Here is a 16,418-nt window from a genome sequence, read left to right on the forward strand (position 1 = left end):
CAGCTACGGCGGGCTGTGAGTCGGCGTGGCCTGCGTCGACGGGCAAGGAGAGCTGCGCATGTCGCAAGCCAGCGTCATCGTGATCGGCAACGAGAAGGGCGGGGCGGGCAAGTCCACCATCGCCATCCACACCGCTGTGGCCCTGCTGCACGCCGGGGCGAAGGTCGCGGTGCTGGATCTCGACCTGCGCCAGCAGACCATGGGCCACTTCTTCGCCAATCGCCGCGCCTGGCTGGCGGCCAACAAGGCCGAGGCGCCGATGCCGATCGAGCATCCGGTGAGCTCCGATGGGGCGGTTCTCGCCAAGGCCTCCGAGGAGGAGACGCTGGCTCGTTTCGGCGAGGCCTTCGCCGAATCCAGCCAGGGCGCCGACTTCGTGCTGATCGACACCCCCGGCGCGGACACCGCCATCAGCCGCGCGGCTCACGGCCTGGCCGACCTGATCGTCACCCCGATGAACGACAGCTTTGTCGATTTCGACATGCTGGGCGTGGTCGATCCGGTGACCCTCGATCTGACCACCCACAGCCTCTATTCCGAGACGGTGTGGAACAGCCGCAAGGCCCGCGCCGCCAAGGACCGCAAGATGATCGACTGGGTGGTGCTGCGCAACCGCCTGGCGCCGACCGAGGCGCGCAACCGCAAGCGTCTGGACGAGCGGGTCAATGCGCTGGCCAAGAAGGTCGGCTTCCGCATCGGCCCCGGCCTGCGCGACCGGGTCATCTATCGCGAGCTCTTTCCGTTCGGCCTGACGGTCGCCGATCTCTCGCCGGGGATCCGGCCGGTGGCCATGTCGCTGCAGCATGTGGCCGCGCGCCAGGAACTGCGCGCGGTGATGACGGCGCTGGGCATCAGCGGCCTCGACGGCGAGATGCTGGCGGCGGAATAGGCCGCGATCCAGGATGCTTTACCTCGCCCTGGGCGCGCTGGCGCTCTGGCTGATCCTCAGGGCGAGCGGCAAGCCGATCCTCAAGCGTCGGGAGTGGCGTTTCCTCACGGGCGCCTTTGCGGTCGCCACCCTGGCGGGCGCGGCGTTCGCGGGTCTGCGCGAAGCCTGGGTCCCGGCGGCGGTGCTGCTGATGATGGGCGGCTGGCTGGCGCTCTCCACGCGCCGACCGCCCGGCGCGGCGCCGGCCTCGCCGCGCGCCAGCCGCATGAGCCTGGAGGACGCCCGCTCGATTCTCGGCGTCCCGCCCACGGCCAGCCCCGAGGAGATCAAGGCCGCCTACACCCGCCTGATGCGCAGCGTCCATCCGGACAAGGGCGGCACCTCGGGCCTCGCCGCCCAGCTCAACGCCGCGCGCGACCGGCTGCTCCGGGGATAGGGCGGATCGTCCGCGCTCAGATGTTGGCCGCCCGGCGGTATCGGCGCCCCCGCCCGCCGAGGGCTTCCGGCCGGTTCAGCGCCTTGCGGAATTCGTCGCGGCGCTCGTGGATCGAGGCGATGATCAAACCCATCGGCACGCCGATCTCCACCAGCACCGCCTCGGAGAGTTGCAGGCTCGCCTCCACCGTCTCCGGCACCGCGTCGGTGGCCCCCAGTTCGTACAGCCTCTGCGCCTGGCGGGCGTCGCGGGCGCGAGCGACGATCGTCAGGTCGGCGCGCATCAGCCGGGCGGCGCCGACCACGGCCTCCACCCCTTCGGCGGAATCCATGGTGACGACCAGGGCCGGCGCGCGCTCCAAGCCGCAACGCCTCAGGAATTCGGGACGCGAGGCGTCGCCGTAGAACACCGCTTCGCCGGCCAGCCGTCCGGCCTCGACCAGCTTGGGGTCGCGCTCCGCGGCGACCCATGGAATCTGGTGACGGCTGAGCATCTCTCCCACCAGCTTGCCGACCCGGCCGTAGCCGGCCACCAGGACGCGCGGATCCTCGATGACGGCCGCCGGCTCCGCCGCCAGCCCCTCGCCGGCCAGCCGCCGCCCGCCCAGCCGCAGTCCGATCGCCGCCAGCCCCGGGATGCACATCATCGACAGCGTCGAGGCCACCAGTACGCTTTGGCCGATCGGGCGGTCGACGACGCCGCCGTCCATGGCCGCCGAGAGGATCACGAAGGCGAACTCGCCGCCGCCGGCCAGCAGCAGGGCGGCTTCCGCCGCTTCGCGGCTTTTCAGCCCGAACAGGCGCGAGAGGCCGAAGATCACCAATGCGTTGAGCGCGATCATGCTCGCCGCCATCGCGACGATCGTCACGGGACTCTGGGCCAGCAGAGACAGGTCGAGGCCAATGCCGACGGAGACGAAGAACAGGCCCAGCAACAGGCCCTTGAACGGCTCGATCGTGACCTCGACCTCGTGCCGGTACTCGGTCTCGGCCAGCAGCAGGCCGGCGATGAATGCGCCCAGCGCCATCGAGAGGCCGGTGAGGGCGCTGACGAGGCCCGAGCCGATGACCACCAGCAGGCAGGCGGCCATGAACATCTCCTCGCTCTTCGCCCGGGCGACCGAGCGCAGCATCGGCCGCAGCAGCAGTCGGCCGAAGGCGAGCAGGATCAGGACGCCGAGCGCCGCAGGCGCGAACGCCAGCAGCATCTTGGGGGAGAGTTCCGCGCCGCCGCCTCGGGCGAGCACGGCCAGGGTCACCAGGATCGGCGCGACGGCCAGGTCCTGGAACAGCAGCACGGAGAAGGTGGCCCGGCCGGCGGTCGAGTGCTGGCGGCGATGCTCGGTGAGGATCTGCATCACCACGGCGGTGGAGGACAGGGCCAGGGCCGCCCCTACCGCGGCGGCGGCGAGCGGAGACAGTCCGAAGGCCATGCCCACGCCGGCGATGGCGGCGAGCGACAGGCTGACCTGCAGGGCGCCCAGTCCGAAGACATAGCGGCGCAACAGGCGCAGACGCTCCCAGGAGAGTTCCAGGCCGATCATGAAGAGCAGAAAGACCACCCCCAATTCGGCGAGCTGCGCCATCTCGTCGGGATTGCTGATGGTGACGTAGCTCAGCCACGGCGCGCGCTCGTCGAGGGCGCCCAGGCCGTAGGGGCCCAGCACCACGCCTGCGCCGAGGAAGCCGAGGATCGGGCTGATCTTCCAGCGCCGGAACAGCGGGACCACCACGCCGGCGGTGGCCAGGAAGAGGACGATGTCCCTGTAGCCTCCAGCGATCACATGACTTTCCATTCCGCATTTGTGTGGGTGATTACGACGCCGAGGCAAGGCTGCTGGCGCCGCCAGCGAACTGGCGGCGAATTTACCGCTCGACGTCGGCGTCGAGCGGGGCATCGTCTCGGACGTCGAGATGATCCGAACGAAAAAAGCCCCGGGCGCGAGCCCGGGGCTGTGGTCTTTCAGGGGCTCGGGTCGAGGCTCAGTTGTTCAGCACCTGGCAGTCGAGGCGCTTGGCGCGCATGGCCTTGCAGGTGGCGCGGGCTTCGCGCTCCGACAGGCCGCTGAAGACGCTGCGGTAACGGCCGGCCTGGCGGTCGGTCCCGCCATCGGCGTCGCCAAGGTGCTTGCCGAAGCGGTCCTCGACGAAGGTGATCTGGCGGCGGGCGTCGGCCTTGGAGCGGAAGGCGCCGACCTGCACGGAATAGCCGTCCTTGGCTGCGGCGCGGCGCTTGGGCTCGGCGCGCTCGACGGCCGCGGCGCGGCGCGGCTCGGCGACGCGGAGCCGGGTGGAGCGGGGCGGGGGCGTGGCCTCGGCCAGGACGATCTGCAGGTTGTCCTGTTCGCCGTCGCCCTGTTCGACCGGCGGCCGTTGGACCGGACCGCTCGCCAAAGGCTCGGACAGGTTCTGCGCCACGGTCACCTGCTCGCCGCGCGCCCGGCGCGAGAGCACGTCGAAGCCGGTCAGCAACAGGTCCTCGGCGTTCTGGTCGCGCGAGGCGGAGCTTGGGCCGCCCATGACCACGACCACCAGGCGGCGATTGTCGCGCACGCCGGAGATGGCGATGTTGAAGCCCGAGCTGCGGGTGTAGCCCGTCTTCAGGCCGTCGACGCCGTTGCCCAGCAGGCGGTTGTGGCCCTTGACGTAGCGGCCGCGGAAGTTGAAGCCGCCCTGGCTGAAGTAATGATAGTATTGCGGATAGTCGCGCATCAGCGCGCGCGACAGGATCGCCATGTCCCGGGCGCTGGAGAGCTGCCGGGTGTCGGGCAGGCCGTTCGGATTGACGAAGCGGGTGTTCTGCATGCCCAGCTCCTGGGCACGCAGGGTCATCAGCGAGGTGAACCGTCCTTCGCTGCCGCCGAGCCGTTCAGCCACCGCCATGGAGACGTCGTTGGCCGAAAGGATGGCCATCGCCTGGATCGCCTGGGAGACGGTGACGGAATCCCCGGCCGCCACGCCAAGCTTGGTCGGCGCCTGAGCCGCCGCGCGCGGCGAGAACACCACCCGGTCTTCCAGCCGCAGCTTGCCCGACGAGACCGCCTCGAACGTGAGATACAGGGTCATCATCTTGGTCAGCGACGCGGGATAGCGCGGGCTGTCGGCGTGGTTCGAGTAGAGGACCTCGCCCGACTTCGCATCGACCACGATGGCGGCGTACTTGCTGTCGGACGCAGCCAGCAGGCTGCGGAAATAGGGCATTTGCGCCTGAGCCGGCGGCGCAGCGGCTGCGAGCAGGGTCGCAGCGGCCAGGCCAAGGGAAACAAACAGGCGGCGGGCGTTTCGCAACATGCTTCGTCCGTCGAATCAAAGGGTTGGGCGGGCGCGGCCGCGACTGAATCTGGCATAGCATGCCACGCTTAGGGTTGCTCACGTGTAAACAGCACTTGATCAGGCGCCGATTGTCGCGCTTCGGCCGCAGGTTCACATTGCCGTGATGCACTGCGGCGCCAATTCTATTGTGCACTGCACAAAAACGCGTTGACACCCATCCCGCTGGCCGGCATAAATCACGCGAGTTCCAACGTTTTCTGCGCTTTTTGCGCCTGCGGCGGAAAATTTTTCGCCCGCAATCAGGAGAGCTTCCCATGTCTGTCGCTGAAACCGCCAAGTCGACCGTCGAGCAGTTCACCGCCGCATCCAACACGGCCTTCAAGGACGGCGTCGAGAAGACCCTCGCCGCCTTCAACGAAGCCAACGTCAATTCGAAGAAGAACCTCGAGGCGGTCGTCGCCTCGGTGACCGCCGCCGCCAAGGGTGCGGAATCGGTGGGCGCCCAGGCCGTGGCCTTCTCCAAGAAGACCTTCGACGACCAGGTCGCCGCCGCCCGTTCGCTGGCCGGCGCCAAGAGCGTGCAGGAAGTGGTCGAGCTGCAGACCAGCCTCGCCCGCACCTTCCTGGAAAGCTACATCGCTGAAGTCGGCAAGCTGACCGAAGCCGTGTCGGCCTCGGTGAAGGACAGCATCAAGCCGCTGAACGAGCGCGTGACCGACGTGGTCGAGAAGTTCCAGGCCGCGCGCTAAGCGCCCAAAAAGCTCTCGTAAACGGCGCCGCGCGTATCTGTGGCGCCACCCTCTGGGAAGGCCCGGGCCTCTGGTCCGGGCCTTTTCCATACGGGTCTTTCCCGAAACCGTCGGCGGCGATAGAGGTCAACTCATGTCGCAGATCGAAGACCGCCTCGCCGCGCTGGGAATCACGCTTCCGCAGCCCAACGCCCCCGTCGCCAACTACGTGCCCTTCGTCCGTCAGGGCGAGCTGCTGCACATCTCCGGCCAGGTCTCGACCGACGCGTCGGGCGGGATCAAGGGCGTGGTCGGCGAGGAGGTCGACCCCGAGACCGCCAAGCGCGCCGCGCGCCTGTGCGGGATCAACCTGATCGCCCAGATGAAGGCCGCCTGCGACGGCGACCTCGAGCGTGTCGCCCGCATCGTCAAGCTGGGCGGCTTCGTCCAGGCCGGCCCCGGCTTCTTCGACATCCCCCAGGTGGTCAACGGCGCCTCCGACCTGATGGTCGAGGCCTTCGGCGACGCCGGCCGCCACGCCCGCTCGGCGGTGGGCGTCTACCGCCTGCCGCTGAACTTCGCCGTCGAGGTGGATGCGGTGGTGGCGCTCAAGCCGTGACCAGCCGCTTCGGCGAGGCCTGGGATCTCTTGACGGGCCCGCCGGTGGCGCACCGCGGGTTGTGGAGCCCGGATGGTCCGCCGGAGAATTCGCTGGGCGCCTTCCAGGCCGCCTGCGCCGCCGGTTACGGCATCGAGCTCGACGTGCAGCTTTCCGCCGACGGCGAGGCCATGGTCTTCCACGACGAGACCCTGGAACGGCTGACCGGCGCCCAGGGTCGGCTTTGCGATCACACCGCCGCCGAACTGGCCGAGCTGCGCCTCGGCGGAACCGCGGAGCGTATCCCGACCCTGCTGGAGACCCTGGCCCTGGTCGGTCGCCGCGCCCTGGTGCTGGTCGAGATCAAGACGTCCGCCGGCGCCGTCGGTCCGCTGGAGCAGCGCGTCCAGGAGATCATCGTCGATCACCCTGGCCCGGTGGCGGTGATCGGCTTCAATCCCTATTCGCACGCCTGGTTCGCCGAGCGCTTCCCAGCCGTGCTGCGCGGCCTCGACAGCTATTCCTACCGCCACGCCAAGGGGCTGGCGCCCACCCAGCGCGCGGCCTACGCACGGCTCGAGCAGGTGGCGATCGCGCGCCCGCACTTCCTGGCGCTCGGCCTCGACATGCTGCCCAGCCCCGCCGCGGCGCGCCACCGCGCCGCAGGCATGCCGGTCGTCGCCTGGACGGTGCGCGAGCCTGGCCAATGGTCTGCGGTCGAGCAGGCCTGCGACAACCTGATCTTCGAAGGCTTCCGCCCATGAGGCTGGAGCCGGCGGTCAAGGTCCACCACCGCATCGCCGAGATCGGCCGCGAGTCCTGGGACGCCTGCGCCGACAATCCGGCCTACGCCGGCAATCCCTTCATCCGCTTTGACTTCCTGGACAGCCTGGAGGCGGCGGACTGCGCGGTCGAACGCACCGGCTGGGGTCCGCGGCACCTGAGCGTGGCGGACGAGACCGGCCGCATCGCCGCCGTCATGCCGCTCTATCTGAAGGCTCACAGCCAGGGCGAGTACATCTTCGACCACGCCTGGGCCGACGCCTACGAGCGGGCGGGCGGGCGCTACTATCCCAAGCTGCTCAGCGCCACGCCGTTTACGCCCGCCACCGGACCGCGCCTGCTGGTCCGCGCCGATGTGGATCCGGAGGCGGCGCGCGCGGTGCTGCTCGGCGGGGCGCTGGCGGTCTGCGAGAAGTTCGGCGCCTCGTCCCTGCACGTGAACTTCCCGACCGGGGAGGAGTGGCGCTGGCTGGGCGGGCGGGGGCTCGCCCGGCGCGAGGGCCAGCAGTACCACTGGAACAACCGCGGCTACGCCAGCTTCGAGGACTTCCTGGCCGCGCTTTCGTCCGGCCGGCGCAAGACCATTCGCCGCGAGCGCCGCGACGCCCAGGCGGGGCTGGAGATCCTCCGGCTGACCGGCCAGGACCTGACGGAGGCGCACTGGGACGCCTTCTTCGCCTTCTACACCGACACCGGCGCGCGCAAATGGGGCCAGCCCTACCTGACGCGGCGGTTCTTCACCCTGCTGAGCGAGCGGATGGCCGACCGGGTGCTGTTGATCATGGCCCGCCGCGAGGGGCGTTGGATCGCCGGCGCGCTGAACCTGATCGGCGACGACTGCCTCTACGGCCGCAACTGGGGCTGTCTGGAAGACGTGCCCTTCCTGCACTTCGAGCTCTGCTACTACCAGGCCATCGAATGGGCGATCGAGCGGGGTCTGGCCCGGGTCGAGGCCGGCGCCCAGGGCCAGCACAAGATCGCCCGCGGCTATCTGCCGTGCCCGGTCTATTCCGCCCACTACATCGCCGACCCCGCCCTGCGCGGCCCCGTCGAGGCCTTCGTCGAGCGCGAGCGGGCTGGGGTGGAGGCCGAGATGGAGTGGCTGGCCGAAGAATATTCGCCCTTCCGGCATGAAGGCCCCTGACCGGGCCGTAAAGCTCGGCCATTGTGCGGCCCCGCGGTCCTCGTCGGGCCGCGGACTGGGACACAAGAGGAAGCTGACATGACCCTTCTGAGCTCATCGCGCCGGTTCGGCGTCGCTCTGGCGCTTGGTCTGACCACGGCGGCGCTCGCCGCGCCGGCGCTGGCCGCCAGCGTGACCGTGCCGATGGCCCTCGCCACCCCGGAGGGGCCCGGCGCATCGGTCGGCAAGGTGACCCTCAGCGATGGGACGGCGGGCGTGATGATGAAGCTGGAGCTGCACGGCCTGCCGCCGGGCGAGCACGGCTTCCACCTGCACGTCAATCCGTCCTGCGCCCCGGCCACCGGCCCGGACGGCAAGGTGACGCCGGCCGGCGGGGCGGGCGCGCACCTGGATCCGGCGATGACCAAGATGCACATGGGGCCGGAGGGCGCGGGCCACCTGGGCGACCTTCCGAAGATCGCGGTCGGCGCGGACGGGACCTCCCACCAGACCCTGGCCGTGGGGCGGATCAAGTCGGTCGAGGAATTCAAGGGCCACGCCCTGATGATCCATGCCGGCGGCGACACCTACGCCGACGTCCCGCCGCTCGGCGGCGGCGGCGCGCGCCTGGCCTGCGGCGTGGCGAACTGAGGCGCGCAGCGCCCCGTCGCCTCGCGGCGCTTCTCTGGCTGACGTGCGCCGGCGTCGCTGACGCGGCGGACTACCGGCCGGTGCATTGCGATCGGCCGGCGGCCTATGCGGGGCCGCCGCGTCACGCGCCGCCCGGCGCGGAAAGCATGCCGCCGGCCGGATCGCTCTCGGGCGCCTTGGCGCCCGAGACTGCGGCGCGCCTGCAGGCGGCGCTGGCGCGCGGCCTCGCGGCCTCGCCTGGGGTGAGGTCGATCGCCGTGGCGGTCGCCGCGCCTGGGCAGGGCCGCTGGAGCGGGGGGAGATCGGCCCCCGACGATCCGCCGGATGCGCTCCCCTACTGGGCGAGCGCCGGCAAGATGTTCACCGCGGTGGTCGTCTTGCAGCTGGCCGAGGAGGGCAAGCTCTCCCTGGGCGATCCCGTCTCGCGCTGGATCCCGGGCGTGCCGAATGGCGACGTCGTCACGATCGAGCATCTGCTGGCGCACACCAGCGGCCTGTTCAGCGTCAACGAGGATCTGCAGGTCCGCCGTCGCGGCGGCCCGTTGACTCTGGAGGAGACCGTCAGGGTGGCCGCCAAGCACGGGGCCATGTCCTGTCCGGGCGAGCGCTGGCGCTACAGCAACACCGGCTACATGCTTCTCGGTGACGTCATCGCGCGGGTTGACGGTCGCTCGTACGCCGACGCGGTCCGTGCGCGTATCGTGGCGCCGCTCGGCCTGCGTCGCACCCGGGTCCTGGCGCCGGGCGAGTCCGTCGCCGGCGTGGTCCCGCCGCGCTCGGGCAAACTCTCCGAGCCGTCGCAGGACCTCGCCGAGCCTGGACCTGCAGGGCCCATCGCCGCGTCTCCCGACGACATGGTCGCTTTTCTGCAGGCCTTGTTGGGGGGCGGCCTGCTACGCAGGCCCGGCGCCGACCTGATGGCGCAACTCTATCCGATGTTCGATGCGGGAACCTTCTACGGCCAGGGTCTGATGGTCTATGACGCGCCGGATCAGGACGGGCGCCTTTTCTGGATCGGCCACAGCGGCGGTGCGCCGGGGGTCAACGCCATCGTCGTCTGGTCGCCGCGCGACCAGGCGTTCGCCGCCGTTTCGCTCAGCGGCGAGGGCGCTTCCGCGGCGTTCGCCAACGCCCTGCTCAAGGCCCTGGCCGTCCCGCCGAACCCGGCGCCCTGATCAACCGTCCGCCAAATCCTCCACATCCGAATTTCGCACACGCGCAACACTTCGCGAGTTCGCGCGCTTAGGTCGGCGGAATCCACAAAGGAGAGTTTGGATGCGTCTTCTGATCATCGCCGCGGCCGCGTGCTCGGCGCTCACCCTCGCGGCCTGCGAGAGCAAGGCTGACAAGCAAGCCGAGGTTAAGGCGGACTCGCTCGAGGCGCAGGCGGCGGCGACGCCGAACGAGGCCCAGGAGAAGGCGCTCAACAAGGAGGCCGACAAGGTCGAGCAGCAGGCCGGCAACGTCGACGGCGGCGCGACGACAGCCAATACGCCGACCACCCACTAGGTCGCTTCCCGCCGCCTCGGCGCGCGGGCCTGAAGCCTCCGGCTCCCCCTGGGCCGGGGGCTTCTTCGTTCGCGGCGGACCGTGGAACCGACGCGGCTCCGGCTGGTTACGCCGCGACAACAGGAGAGCCAGTATGGACGTAAGAGACGTGATGACGGCGCAGGTCACCGTGGCCCGACCGTCGAGCACCATCGCCGAGGTGGCGGGGCTGATGGCCAAGGTGGAGAGCGGCGCGATCCCGGTGGTCGATGACGGCAAGGTGGTCGGCCTGGTGACCGATCGGGACATCGTGCTGCGCGCCGTCGCCGAGCGCAGGAGCTTCGACACCTCCGTCTCCGAGGTGATGACCGCCGGCGTCGAAACCTGCCGTGAAGACGAGAACGTCGCCGATGCGGCCGCGCGCATGGGCGCGCGCCAGATCCGGCGCCTGGTGGTCCTGGGCGAGGGCGGCGAACTCGCCGGCATCCTCTCGCTGGGCGACATCGCGCTGGACTATGGGGCCAAGGCGGTCGGCAAGACGCTCGAAGAGATCTCCGAGAACACCCCCGAGGCCCACTGACAGGTCCTGCGCCCGCCTCGGCGCTTCGTCTCGCCGGGGCGGGCGCAGGGGGCTATGTCATGCCGTTACGGCGGCCTTCGCCGGAGGCGAGGACTCGATCTTGACCTGCAGCGTGGTCGGGAGCGGGGGCGTGCCGGGTTGCTTGTCGAGCCAATGCTGGATGTCCACCTGGACGTTCTCCAGCAAGGCAAGGAGGTCGACCGATTGCTCGCTGATCAGCTGCTGCGCCTGGTTGACGATGTTGATCTCCCGCTCGCTGAACTTCGAGAGGGTCGAAGCGCCGTCGATCTGGCCGCAGTAATGCAGCCAGCTGAACCAGCTCTGCACCCAACCGCTCTGCAACCGATGCAGCCGATGCGTGGCGGCGGCGCCGATGTCCCAACACCCCTCCCACACCGAGCCATAGGCGCCCGAGGCGGCCAGCCGTGTAACGGCGGCGGCGACATGCGTCAGGCGCTGCACCTGGTCGACCTGCAACATGGACGCCTTCAGCGCGTGGTCGATCGGCGCGACGTGGGTCTTGGGGGGGCGTTGTAGAGCCGGATAGGTCATCGGCGTGCTCCGCTGAAAACTGGGGGCGCCGCGCGGATCCCGGTCATGCGGTGATCCTGCGGGGCGCGGGCTTATCGGCGCCGGTGACCCGCGCCAGCATGGCGTGAACGGCGCGGATCTGGATGGCGTCCTTCGAATAATAGTCCGGCGCATCGCGATCGAGGCTGGTGTAGCCCCACCAATCCCAGCAGCCGTCCGGGTTCTGGGCGGCGTTGCTGTCGCGCGCCTCGCATTGCGGGTAGAGCACGATGAGGTCGTTGGCGTCGGCCCAGTGATTATAGCCGGTGCCGATGACATAACGGGCCCCGTAGGTCGCCTGGTTGGCGCGATCGCTGCGGCCGTTGACGAAATCGACGTAGCTGTAGCCCTGCTTGCAGCCGTGCAGGACGATATGGACGCCGCGGGCGGAGCCGCCGGCCTTCACCGAACCGGGGACATAGACGAATCCGAGCGTCCCCATGCTGGCGCGGGCGTCGTAGTCGGCGAAGAACTCGCTCTGGTCGAAACGTACCAGTTCCCCGGTCAGGCTCTCGGCTGGCGGCTTCAGCGGCCCGTGGTCGGCGTAGATGTGGTCCAGGATCCGGTGCGACTGCATATAGCCGCCGAAGTTGATGTACGGCGGGCGGTTCTCCACGATCGGCTGGTCCTCCGGGTTGCTCGTCAGGATCGAATGTCCGGCCGGCTCGTCGCCGACGAAGCAGATGGCCTCGGGGCGCACGCCGAGCTCGCGGTAGAAGTCGCGCGTGGCGCGGACCACGCTGGAATGGACGACCTTGTCCTCCGAGCCGGTGAAGATGTAGACGCGCTGGCTTTGCAGCGCCTCGATCGGGTCGATCCGGTTGGCCGCGGCGGTCTCGCGCGCCAAGGCGGCCAATTTCCCGGCGTCCGGTCCCGAGGCCGGCGTCAGCGGCGTCATGCAGATATATTCGGCGTTCAGGATGTAGGCGTCTTCCGCCAGGAGCGCCGAGCCGCGGAAGGACTCGACGCTGCGGTAGGGGCCGCCGGCGATCACGCCGGCGCCGATGAAGGACGCCGAATGGGCCAGGTGGATCTGCACCGTCATATAGGCCCCGGAGGAGAGGCCGGATATGGAGTTGCCGCCCGGCGTGACGCTGTAGCGTTGGAGTGCGCCCGCCTTGGCGGGTTTTACATCCGGCATCGGAGGCTCCTGGAGTTGTGAAACGGGTTCAACCGTCGCGGGGACGGGTACGCGGTACGGGCGCACTCAAAGCGCGGCGAACGCCGCAGCATCTCAACCAGTTCAACTATGGAGATTGTATAATGTGATTACTCGGATAGATAGTTCAGCTTCACCGGTCGGAGCGACTTTTTGTCGGCCGCCGTCGTTCGGAGCGCGTCGCGCGCTGCCTGTTTCGCCGTGACTCTGCACCGCGAACTGGATTTGCTAGGACCGTTCGCGTGAACGAGGAGCAGTCGCGATGAGCCTGGACGGCGTCTACGACCACGACAACATCTTCGCCAAGATCCTCCGCGGGGAAATCCCATCGGCCCGGGTGTTCGAGGACGACCACGTCTACGCCTTCATGGACGCCTTTCCGCAAGCGAAGGGCCACACCCTGGTGATCCCCAAGCACAGCGAGGCTCGCAACCTGCTGGAGGAGGAGCCCGAGAAGCTCTCCCACCTGATCCTGGGGGTGCAGCGGGTCGCCCGCGCGGTGCGCGCGGCCTTCAATCCGGATGGGATCATGATGTTCCAGCTCAACGGCGCGCCGACCGGCCAGTCCGTCTTCCACCTGCATTTCCACATCATCCCGCGGTGGGAGGGCGATGGCCCGCTGGGCCGCCATGCCGGCGGCAAGATGGCGGACATGGACGAGTTGAAGGCGCTGGCGGAACAGATCGCGGCGAAGATCAGCTAGGGCGCGAGGCGGGGCAGTTCCACGGCGACCACCTCGCGTTTCGGCCGGCTGATCCCGAACAGTCGCCGCCGGGCGCTGCGGTCGAAGGCGATGGCCTGTCCCTCGATGGGGACGGCGATCGTGGCGACGTGGTCGAGGGTGGAGCCGCCCTTCGGCAGGCGCAGGACATAGACTTCCGGGCGGTCATGTCCGGTGACGTAGAGCAGCCCGTCCTCGCCCCAGGCGCCGCCGGACGCGCTCGCCGGCGCGAAGCGCTCGAGCACGGAGGCCGGAAAGGACCAGGCCTCCAGCCGCCGCCATTGCGCGTCGAACTTCACGAGCTGGGTGTATTTGTGCCCATGGCCGGGCTCGCCGCCCTTGCCGTCATAGTTGGCGAACGCCGCCCACCAGGCGCCGTCCCTGTGGTCCACCCAGGTGAGGGAGCCGACCTGCTGGCCCAGCGAGATGGTCCGCAAATGAATCATCCGCTTCGGATTGAAGATCTCCACCGAGCTGGTCATCGGCGTGGCCGGGAAGTTGGAGCCGGCGCACACCAGCTGCCTGGCGCGGACGATGCAGGAGTTGAGGTGCGGATAGCGCGCCCGTTCGCCCACCCATTCTGCGACCTTGCGGCCGGTCTCGCGGTCGTACTTGGCGATCTTCGAATTGGCGATGGCGTAGAGGTGGCGGCGGTCGACCGCGACGCCCTGGGTGGCCTCGGGCGTGGACCACCTCTGGACTTCCGAGGCGTTCAGGACCTGCGCCGGCTGGGCCTGGGCCGGGCCGACCAGGACCCAGGCGGCGGCGAGAGCGAGAAGGCCCGGGATGCGGATCATCGCGCGCGCCCTCAGAACGACGCCGTCGCGCCGACCCAGTAGGTGCGGCCGTAGTTGGCCCATTCCTGCAGGTAGCGCTGGCCAGGTCCGGTGACCTCCTGGCGGCCGCTGTTGGAGAGGTTCTGCGCTTCGACGAACACCCCGAACCGCGAATTCAGCCGCCAGCTGACGCTGGCGTCATAGGTGTGCCGACCCTTCCAGAACTGGTCCGAGTTGGGGATGGCGTCGTTGATCGTCTCCAGGAAGCCGCCGATGTAGTTGTGCGAAATCCGGGCCTCGAACGGGCCGCGCTGGAAGTAGATCGACTCGTTGGTGGTGATGTCCGGCTGCTGGAACAGGCCGCGCGAGCGCGGGCCCGCGCGGGTGAGGAAGGTGAAGTCCGTGTCGAGCAGGGTCAGGTTGCCGTTGAAGCCGAACCCATTGAACGGCTCCGGCAGGAAGGTGAAGGCCTGCTGTACGCCGAACTCCAGCCCCCGGATTTTCGCGGAGGAGGCGTTGCGGGGCGTGCTCACCAGCACCGGCTCGACGCCGCGGCCGACATCGAGGTTCTCGACGTTGGTCAGGGTGAAGATCTCGTTCTTGATATCCTTCGAGAAGACCGCGAGCGAGATCATGCCGTCTTTCGGATAGTACTCCAGGGAGAGGTCGAAGCCCTCGCTCTCGCGCGGCTTGAGACCCGGATTTCCCCGCGTCAACGTCGCCTGGCTGCCGTCGAAGCTCAGCGTCTCGCTGGCGGCCAGCGAACTGTAGTCCGGCCGGCCGATGGTGTTGGTCCAGGCCGCCCGGACGATGAGGTCGCGCCGCAGGTTCCACTGCAGGTGCACGCTGGGAAGCCAGTTCTCGTACCTGCCGGAATTGCTCACCGGGGTGAGCACGCCCGCGGTGCTGCGCACCGCCTCGGAGCTCACCTTGGTCCGCTCGTAGCGGAGGCCGGCGAGAACCATCAGGTCGCCCAGCTTGTAGCTGGCCTGGCCATAGCCGGCGTAGACGTCCTCGCTGACCTTATAGTTGCCGGTGGGCGCAGCGATGCTGGTCACGAACCGACTGCGGTTGGCGTCGAAGAAGGCCATGGCCTGCTGGACGTCGATGCGCGGGGTCAGCAGGTAGCGCCCGGCGATCAGCTCGCTGGGGCCCGGCTTGTCGACCTCGGCCAGGGTGTAGATGAAGCCGGGACCCGCTGTGTAGTTGATCTGGCTCGAGAGCGACTTGCGGTCCGTGGCGCGCAGCACGCCGCCGAATTTCAGCTTCAGGCTGCGATCCTCGCGGCCGTCGTCGAAGGCGAGGTTCAGCCGGCCCTGCCAGGAATGTTCGTTGCTCTCCGCATAGGCGTCCCGCTGCTGCTGCAGTCGGTAGTTGGCGGGATCGCGGACGTTGGCCTCGTTGGCCGGCGTGAAGAGCGGGAAGAACCTGTTCGTGGTGTCGTAGGTGAAGGCGTATTTGCTGGCCTCCGCATCCACGGTCCGGAACTCGAGCGAGGTGTTGGGCTGCTCCTGCTTGCCCTGGGTGTAGACGAGGTCGCCGTCGGTCTTCCACTGGGGCCGCGCCTGCCATTCGAAGGCGGTGCGCGCGAGGCCGATCTGCCGGGTGGTGATCGGCTGGTTCACGTGGATGATGTTGCGGCCGCGGGCGAAGCTGCCGCTGGCGGCGGTCTGGTTGGCGACATTGCCCAGCGGCTCGGTGCGGTATTCGATCCGTTCCTCGTCGTCCTCCATCTTCGCGAAGAGGGCGGAGGTCTCCCAGTGGAAGCTGTCGCTGGGGCGGTACTCGAGCTTGGCGTTGGCGCCTTTGCGCTGCTTGGTGTTGTTGTACCAGAACAGCCGGACCTGGGTGGGGACCTGGACGCCGTTGCCGTTGGCCGCCCCCGAATTCACCGGAGCGCCCGCCGCGGTGTATTCGCGGATCGACGGATCGGCGGCTTCGACCTGCGGGATGTCGTAGTCCAGCTGCTCCAGCGAGCCGCCGATCACCAGCCCCCAGTCGTCCGACGGGCCGAAAGTCCGGCCGGCAGCGAAGGCCAGGCGATAGGCCGGCTTGTCGTTGCGCACGTCGCCGTGGCGCTCGTAGTCGCCGTAGGAGGCGAGGCCGTTGAAAAACGGCCGGCCCGTGTCGAAGGCGCTGCGGGTCTGGACGTTGATGACGCCGCCGATCGCATTGGCGTCGACGTCCGGCGTCACCGTCTTGATGACCTCCAGGCGGGAGACGAGCACCGAGGGCACGATGTCCAGCGGCACGGTGCGGCTGTTGTCCTCCACCGGGGTCACCGGCGCTCCGTCGATGGTGGTGCGGTTGTAGGTCGAGCGCAGGCCGCGGATCGTCGGAAAGCGTGGCTCGCTCTGGTCCTCCATCACCGACACGCCCGGTATGCGCCGCAGCGCCGCGGCGGTGTTGTGGTCGGGCATCTTGCCGATGTCGTCGGCCGAGACGACGTCGGAGACGACGAAGCCCGACCGCTTCTCGGCGATCGCCGCGCGTTGCGCCTGGCGCTGGCCGGTGACCACGATCTCGTCGACCTCGGCGTCCGCCGGCAGGGCCCAGGCCATGGCCAGCGCCGCCGCCGAACCGGTCGTCAGCATTCGCCGTAGGGATCGCAGCCTGTCCGTCGGTCCGTTGTGCATCGAAGCCC

The 16,418-nt window shown here is 69.1% G+C and carries 17 protein-coding genes; 11 read left to right on the plus strand and 6 right to left on the minus strand.

Annotated features, from left to right (window positions below; genetic code table 11):
• Positions 1 to 58 precede the first annotated feature (58 nt).
• Positions 59 to 889 carry a division plane positioning ATPase MipZ gene (locus tag ACSQ2B_RS01000; RefSeq protein WP_436046576.1) on the plus strand — a complete coding sequence of 277 codons (831 nt, stop codon included), beginning with the start codon at positions 59 to 61 and terminating at the stop codon, positions 887 to 889.
• Between the two features lie 13 nt (positions 890 to 902).
• Positions 903 to 1,325 carry a J domain-containing protein gene (locus ACSQ2B_RS01005; protein WP_436046577.1) on the plus strand — a complete coding sequence of 141 codons (423 nt, stop codon included), beginning with the start codon at positions 903 to 905 and terminating at the stop codon, positions 1,323 to 1,325.
• Between the two features lie 16 nt (positions 1,326 to 1,341).
• On the opposite strand, the gene ACSQ2B_RS01010 is transcribed toward ACSQ2B_RS01005, so the two are convergent.
• A complete protein-coding gene (locus tag ACSQ2B_RS01010) occupies positions 1,342 to 3,120 on the minus strand; it encodes a cation:proton antiporter domain-containing protein (RefSeq protein ID WP_436046578.1) in 1,779 nt (592 codons plus the stop codon).
• Positions 3,121 to 3,307: 187 nt separating this feature from the next.
• Positions 3,308 to 4,615, minus strand: coding sequence for a serine hydrolase (locus ACSQ2B_RS01015; protein ID WP_436046579.1), 1,308 nt, complete (start codon positions 4,613 to 4,615; stop codon positions 3,308 to 3,310).
• 296 nt (positions 4,616 to 4,911) lie between these two features.
• Between ACSQ2B_RS01015 and ACSQ2B_RS01020 the strand changes: the two genes are divergently transcribed.
• The 8 genes from ACSQ2B_RS01020 (at position 4,912) to ACSQ2B_RS01055 (ending at position 10,548) form a co-directional block, all read left to right on the plus strand.
• Positions 4,912 to 5,346: a phasin family protein gene (locus tag ACSQ2B_RS01020; RefSeq protein ID WP_436046580.1), complete on the plus strand. Its 435-nt coding sequence runs from the start codon at positions 4,912 to 4,914 to the stop codon at positions 5,344 to 5,346.
• Positions 5,347 to 5,479: 133 nt separating this feature from the next.
• A complete protein-coding gene (locus tag ACSQ2B_RS01025; protein ID WP_436046581.1) occupies positions 5,480 to 5,944 on the plus strand; it encodes a RidA family protein in 465 nt (154 codons plus the stop codon).
• Positions 5,941 to 6,687, plus strand: a complete 747-nt coding sequence (locus tag ACSQ2B_RS01030; protein WP_436046582.1) for a glycerophosphodiester phosphodiesterase — start codon at positions 5,941 to 5,943, stop codon at positions 6,685 to 6,687. Before ACSQ2B_RS01025 ends, ACSQ2B_RS01030 begins: the two co-directional genes overlap by 4 nt.
• Positions 6,684 to 7,850, plus strand: coding sequence for a GNAT family N-acetyltransferase (locus ACSQ2B_RS01035; protein ID WP_436046583.1), 1,167 nt, complete (start codon positions 6,684 to 6,686; stop codon positions 7,848 to 7,850). Before ACSQ2B_RS01030 ends, ACSQ2B_RS01035 begins: the two co-directional genes overlap by 4 nt.
• A gap of 78 nt (positions 7,851 to 7,928) precedes the next feature.
• Positions 7,929 to 8,480: a superoxide dismutase [Cu-Zn] SodC gene (gene sodC / locus ACSQ2B_RS01040; protein ID WP_436046585.1), complete on the plus strand. Its 552-nt coding sequence runs from the start codon at positions 7,929 to 7,931 to the stop codon at positions 8,478 to 8,480.
• 146 nt (positions 8,481 to 8,626) lie between these two features.
• Positions 8,627 to 9,655 (plus strand): serine hydrolase domain-containing protein, encoded by a 1,029-nt coding sequence (locus ACSQ2B_RS01045; protein ID WP_436046587.1) that lies wholly within the window; start codon positions 8,627 to 8,629, stop codon positions 9,653 to 9,655.
• Positions 9,656 to 9,755: 100 nt separating this feature from the next.
• On the plus strand, positions 9,756 to 9,989 hold the full coding sequence (locus tag ACSQ2B_RS01050; RefSeq protein WP_436046588.1) for a hypothetical protein: 234 nt from the start codon (positions 9,756 to 9,758) through the stop codon (positions 9,987 to 9,989).
• A 133-nt stretch (positions 9,990 to 10,122) separates the two neighbouring features.
• Positions 10,123 to 10,548 carry a CBS domain-containing protein gene (locus tag ACSQ2B_RS01055; protein WP_436046590.1) on the plus strand — a complete coding sequence of 142 codons (426 nt, stop codon included), beginning with the start codon at positions 10,123 to 10,125 and terminating at the stop codon, positions 10,546 to 10,548.
• Positions 10,549 to 10,605: 57 nt separating this feature from the next.
• Here ACSQ2B_RS01055 and ACSQ2B_RS01060 read toward each other — a convergent pair whose 3' ends face one another.
• A complete protein-coding gene (locus tag ACSQ2B_RS01060; RefSeq protein WP_436046592.1) occupies positions 10,606 to 11,100 on the minus strand; it encodes a hypothetical protein in 495 nt (164 codons plus the stop codon).
• 43 nt (positions 11,101 to 11,143) lie between these two features.
• Complete coding sequence (locus tag ACSQ2B_RS01065; RefSeq protein ID WP_436046594.1) at positions 11,144 to 12,259, minus strand: extracellular catalytic domain type 2 short-chain-length polyhydroxyalkanoate depolymerase; 1,116 nt, start codon at positions 12,257 to 12,259, stop codon at positions 11,144 to 11,146.
• 280 nt (positions 12,260 to 12,539) lie between these two features.
• Between ACSQ2B_RS01065 and ACSQ2B_RS01070 the strand changes: the two genes are divergently transcribed.
• Positions 12,540 to 12,980, plus strand: coding sequence for an HIT family protein (locus ACSQ2B_RS01070; RefSeq protein ID WP_436046595.1), 441 nt, complete (start codon positions 12,540 to 12,542; stop codon positions 12,978 to 12,980).
• Here the strand turns inward: ACSQ2B_RS01070 and ACSQ2B_RS01075 are convergent.
• Positions 12,977 to 13,795, minus strand: coding sequence for a hypothetical protein (locus ACSQ2B_RS01075; protein ID WP_436046596.1), 819 nt, complete (start codon positions 13,793 to 13,795; stop codon positions 12,977 to 12,979). The two genes, ACSQ2B_RS01070 and ACSQ2B_RS01075, sit on opposite strands and share 4 nt — an antisense overlap.
• A gap of 11 nt (positions 13,796 to 13,806) precedes the next feature.
• Positions 13,807 to 16,368, minus strand: coding sequence for a TonB-dependent receptor (locus ACSQ2B_RS01080; protein ID WP_436046597.1), 2,562 nt, complete (start codon positions 16,366 to 16,368; stop codon positions 13,807 to 13,809).
• Positions 16,369 to 16,418: the final 50 nt, after the last annotated feature.

The sequence above is a fragment of the Phenylobacterium sp. LjRoot225 genome, from assembly GCF_964252855.1.
Lineage (GTDB): Bacteria > Pseudomonadota > Alphaproteobacteria > Caulobacterales > Caulobacteraceae > Phenylobacterium.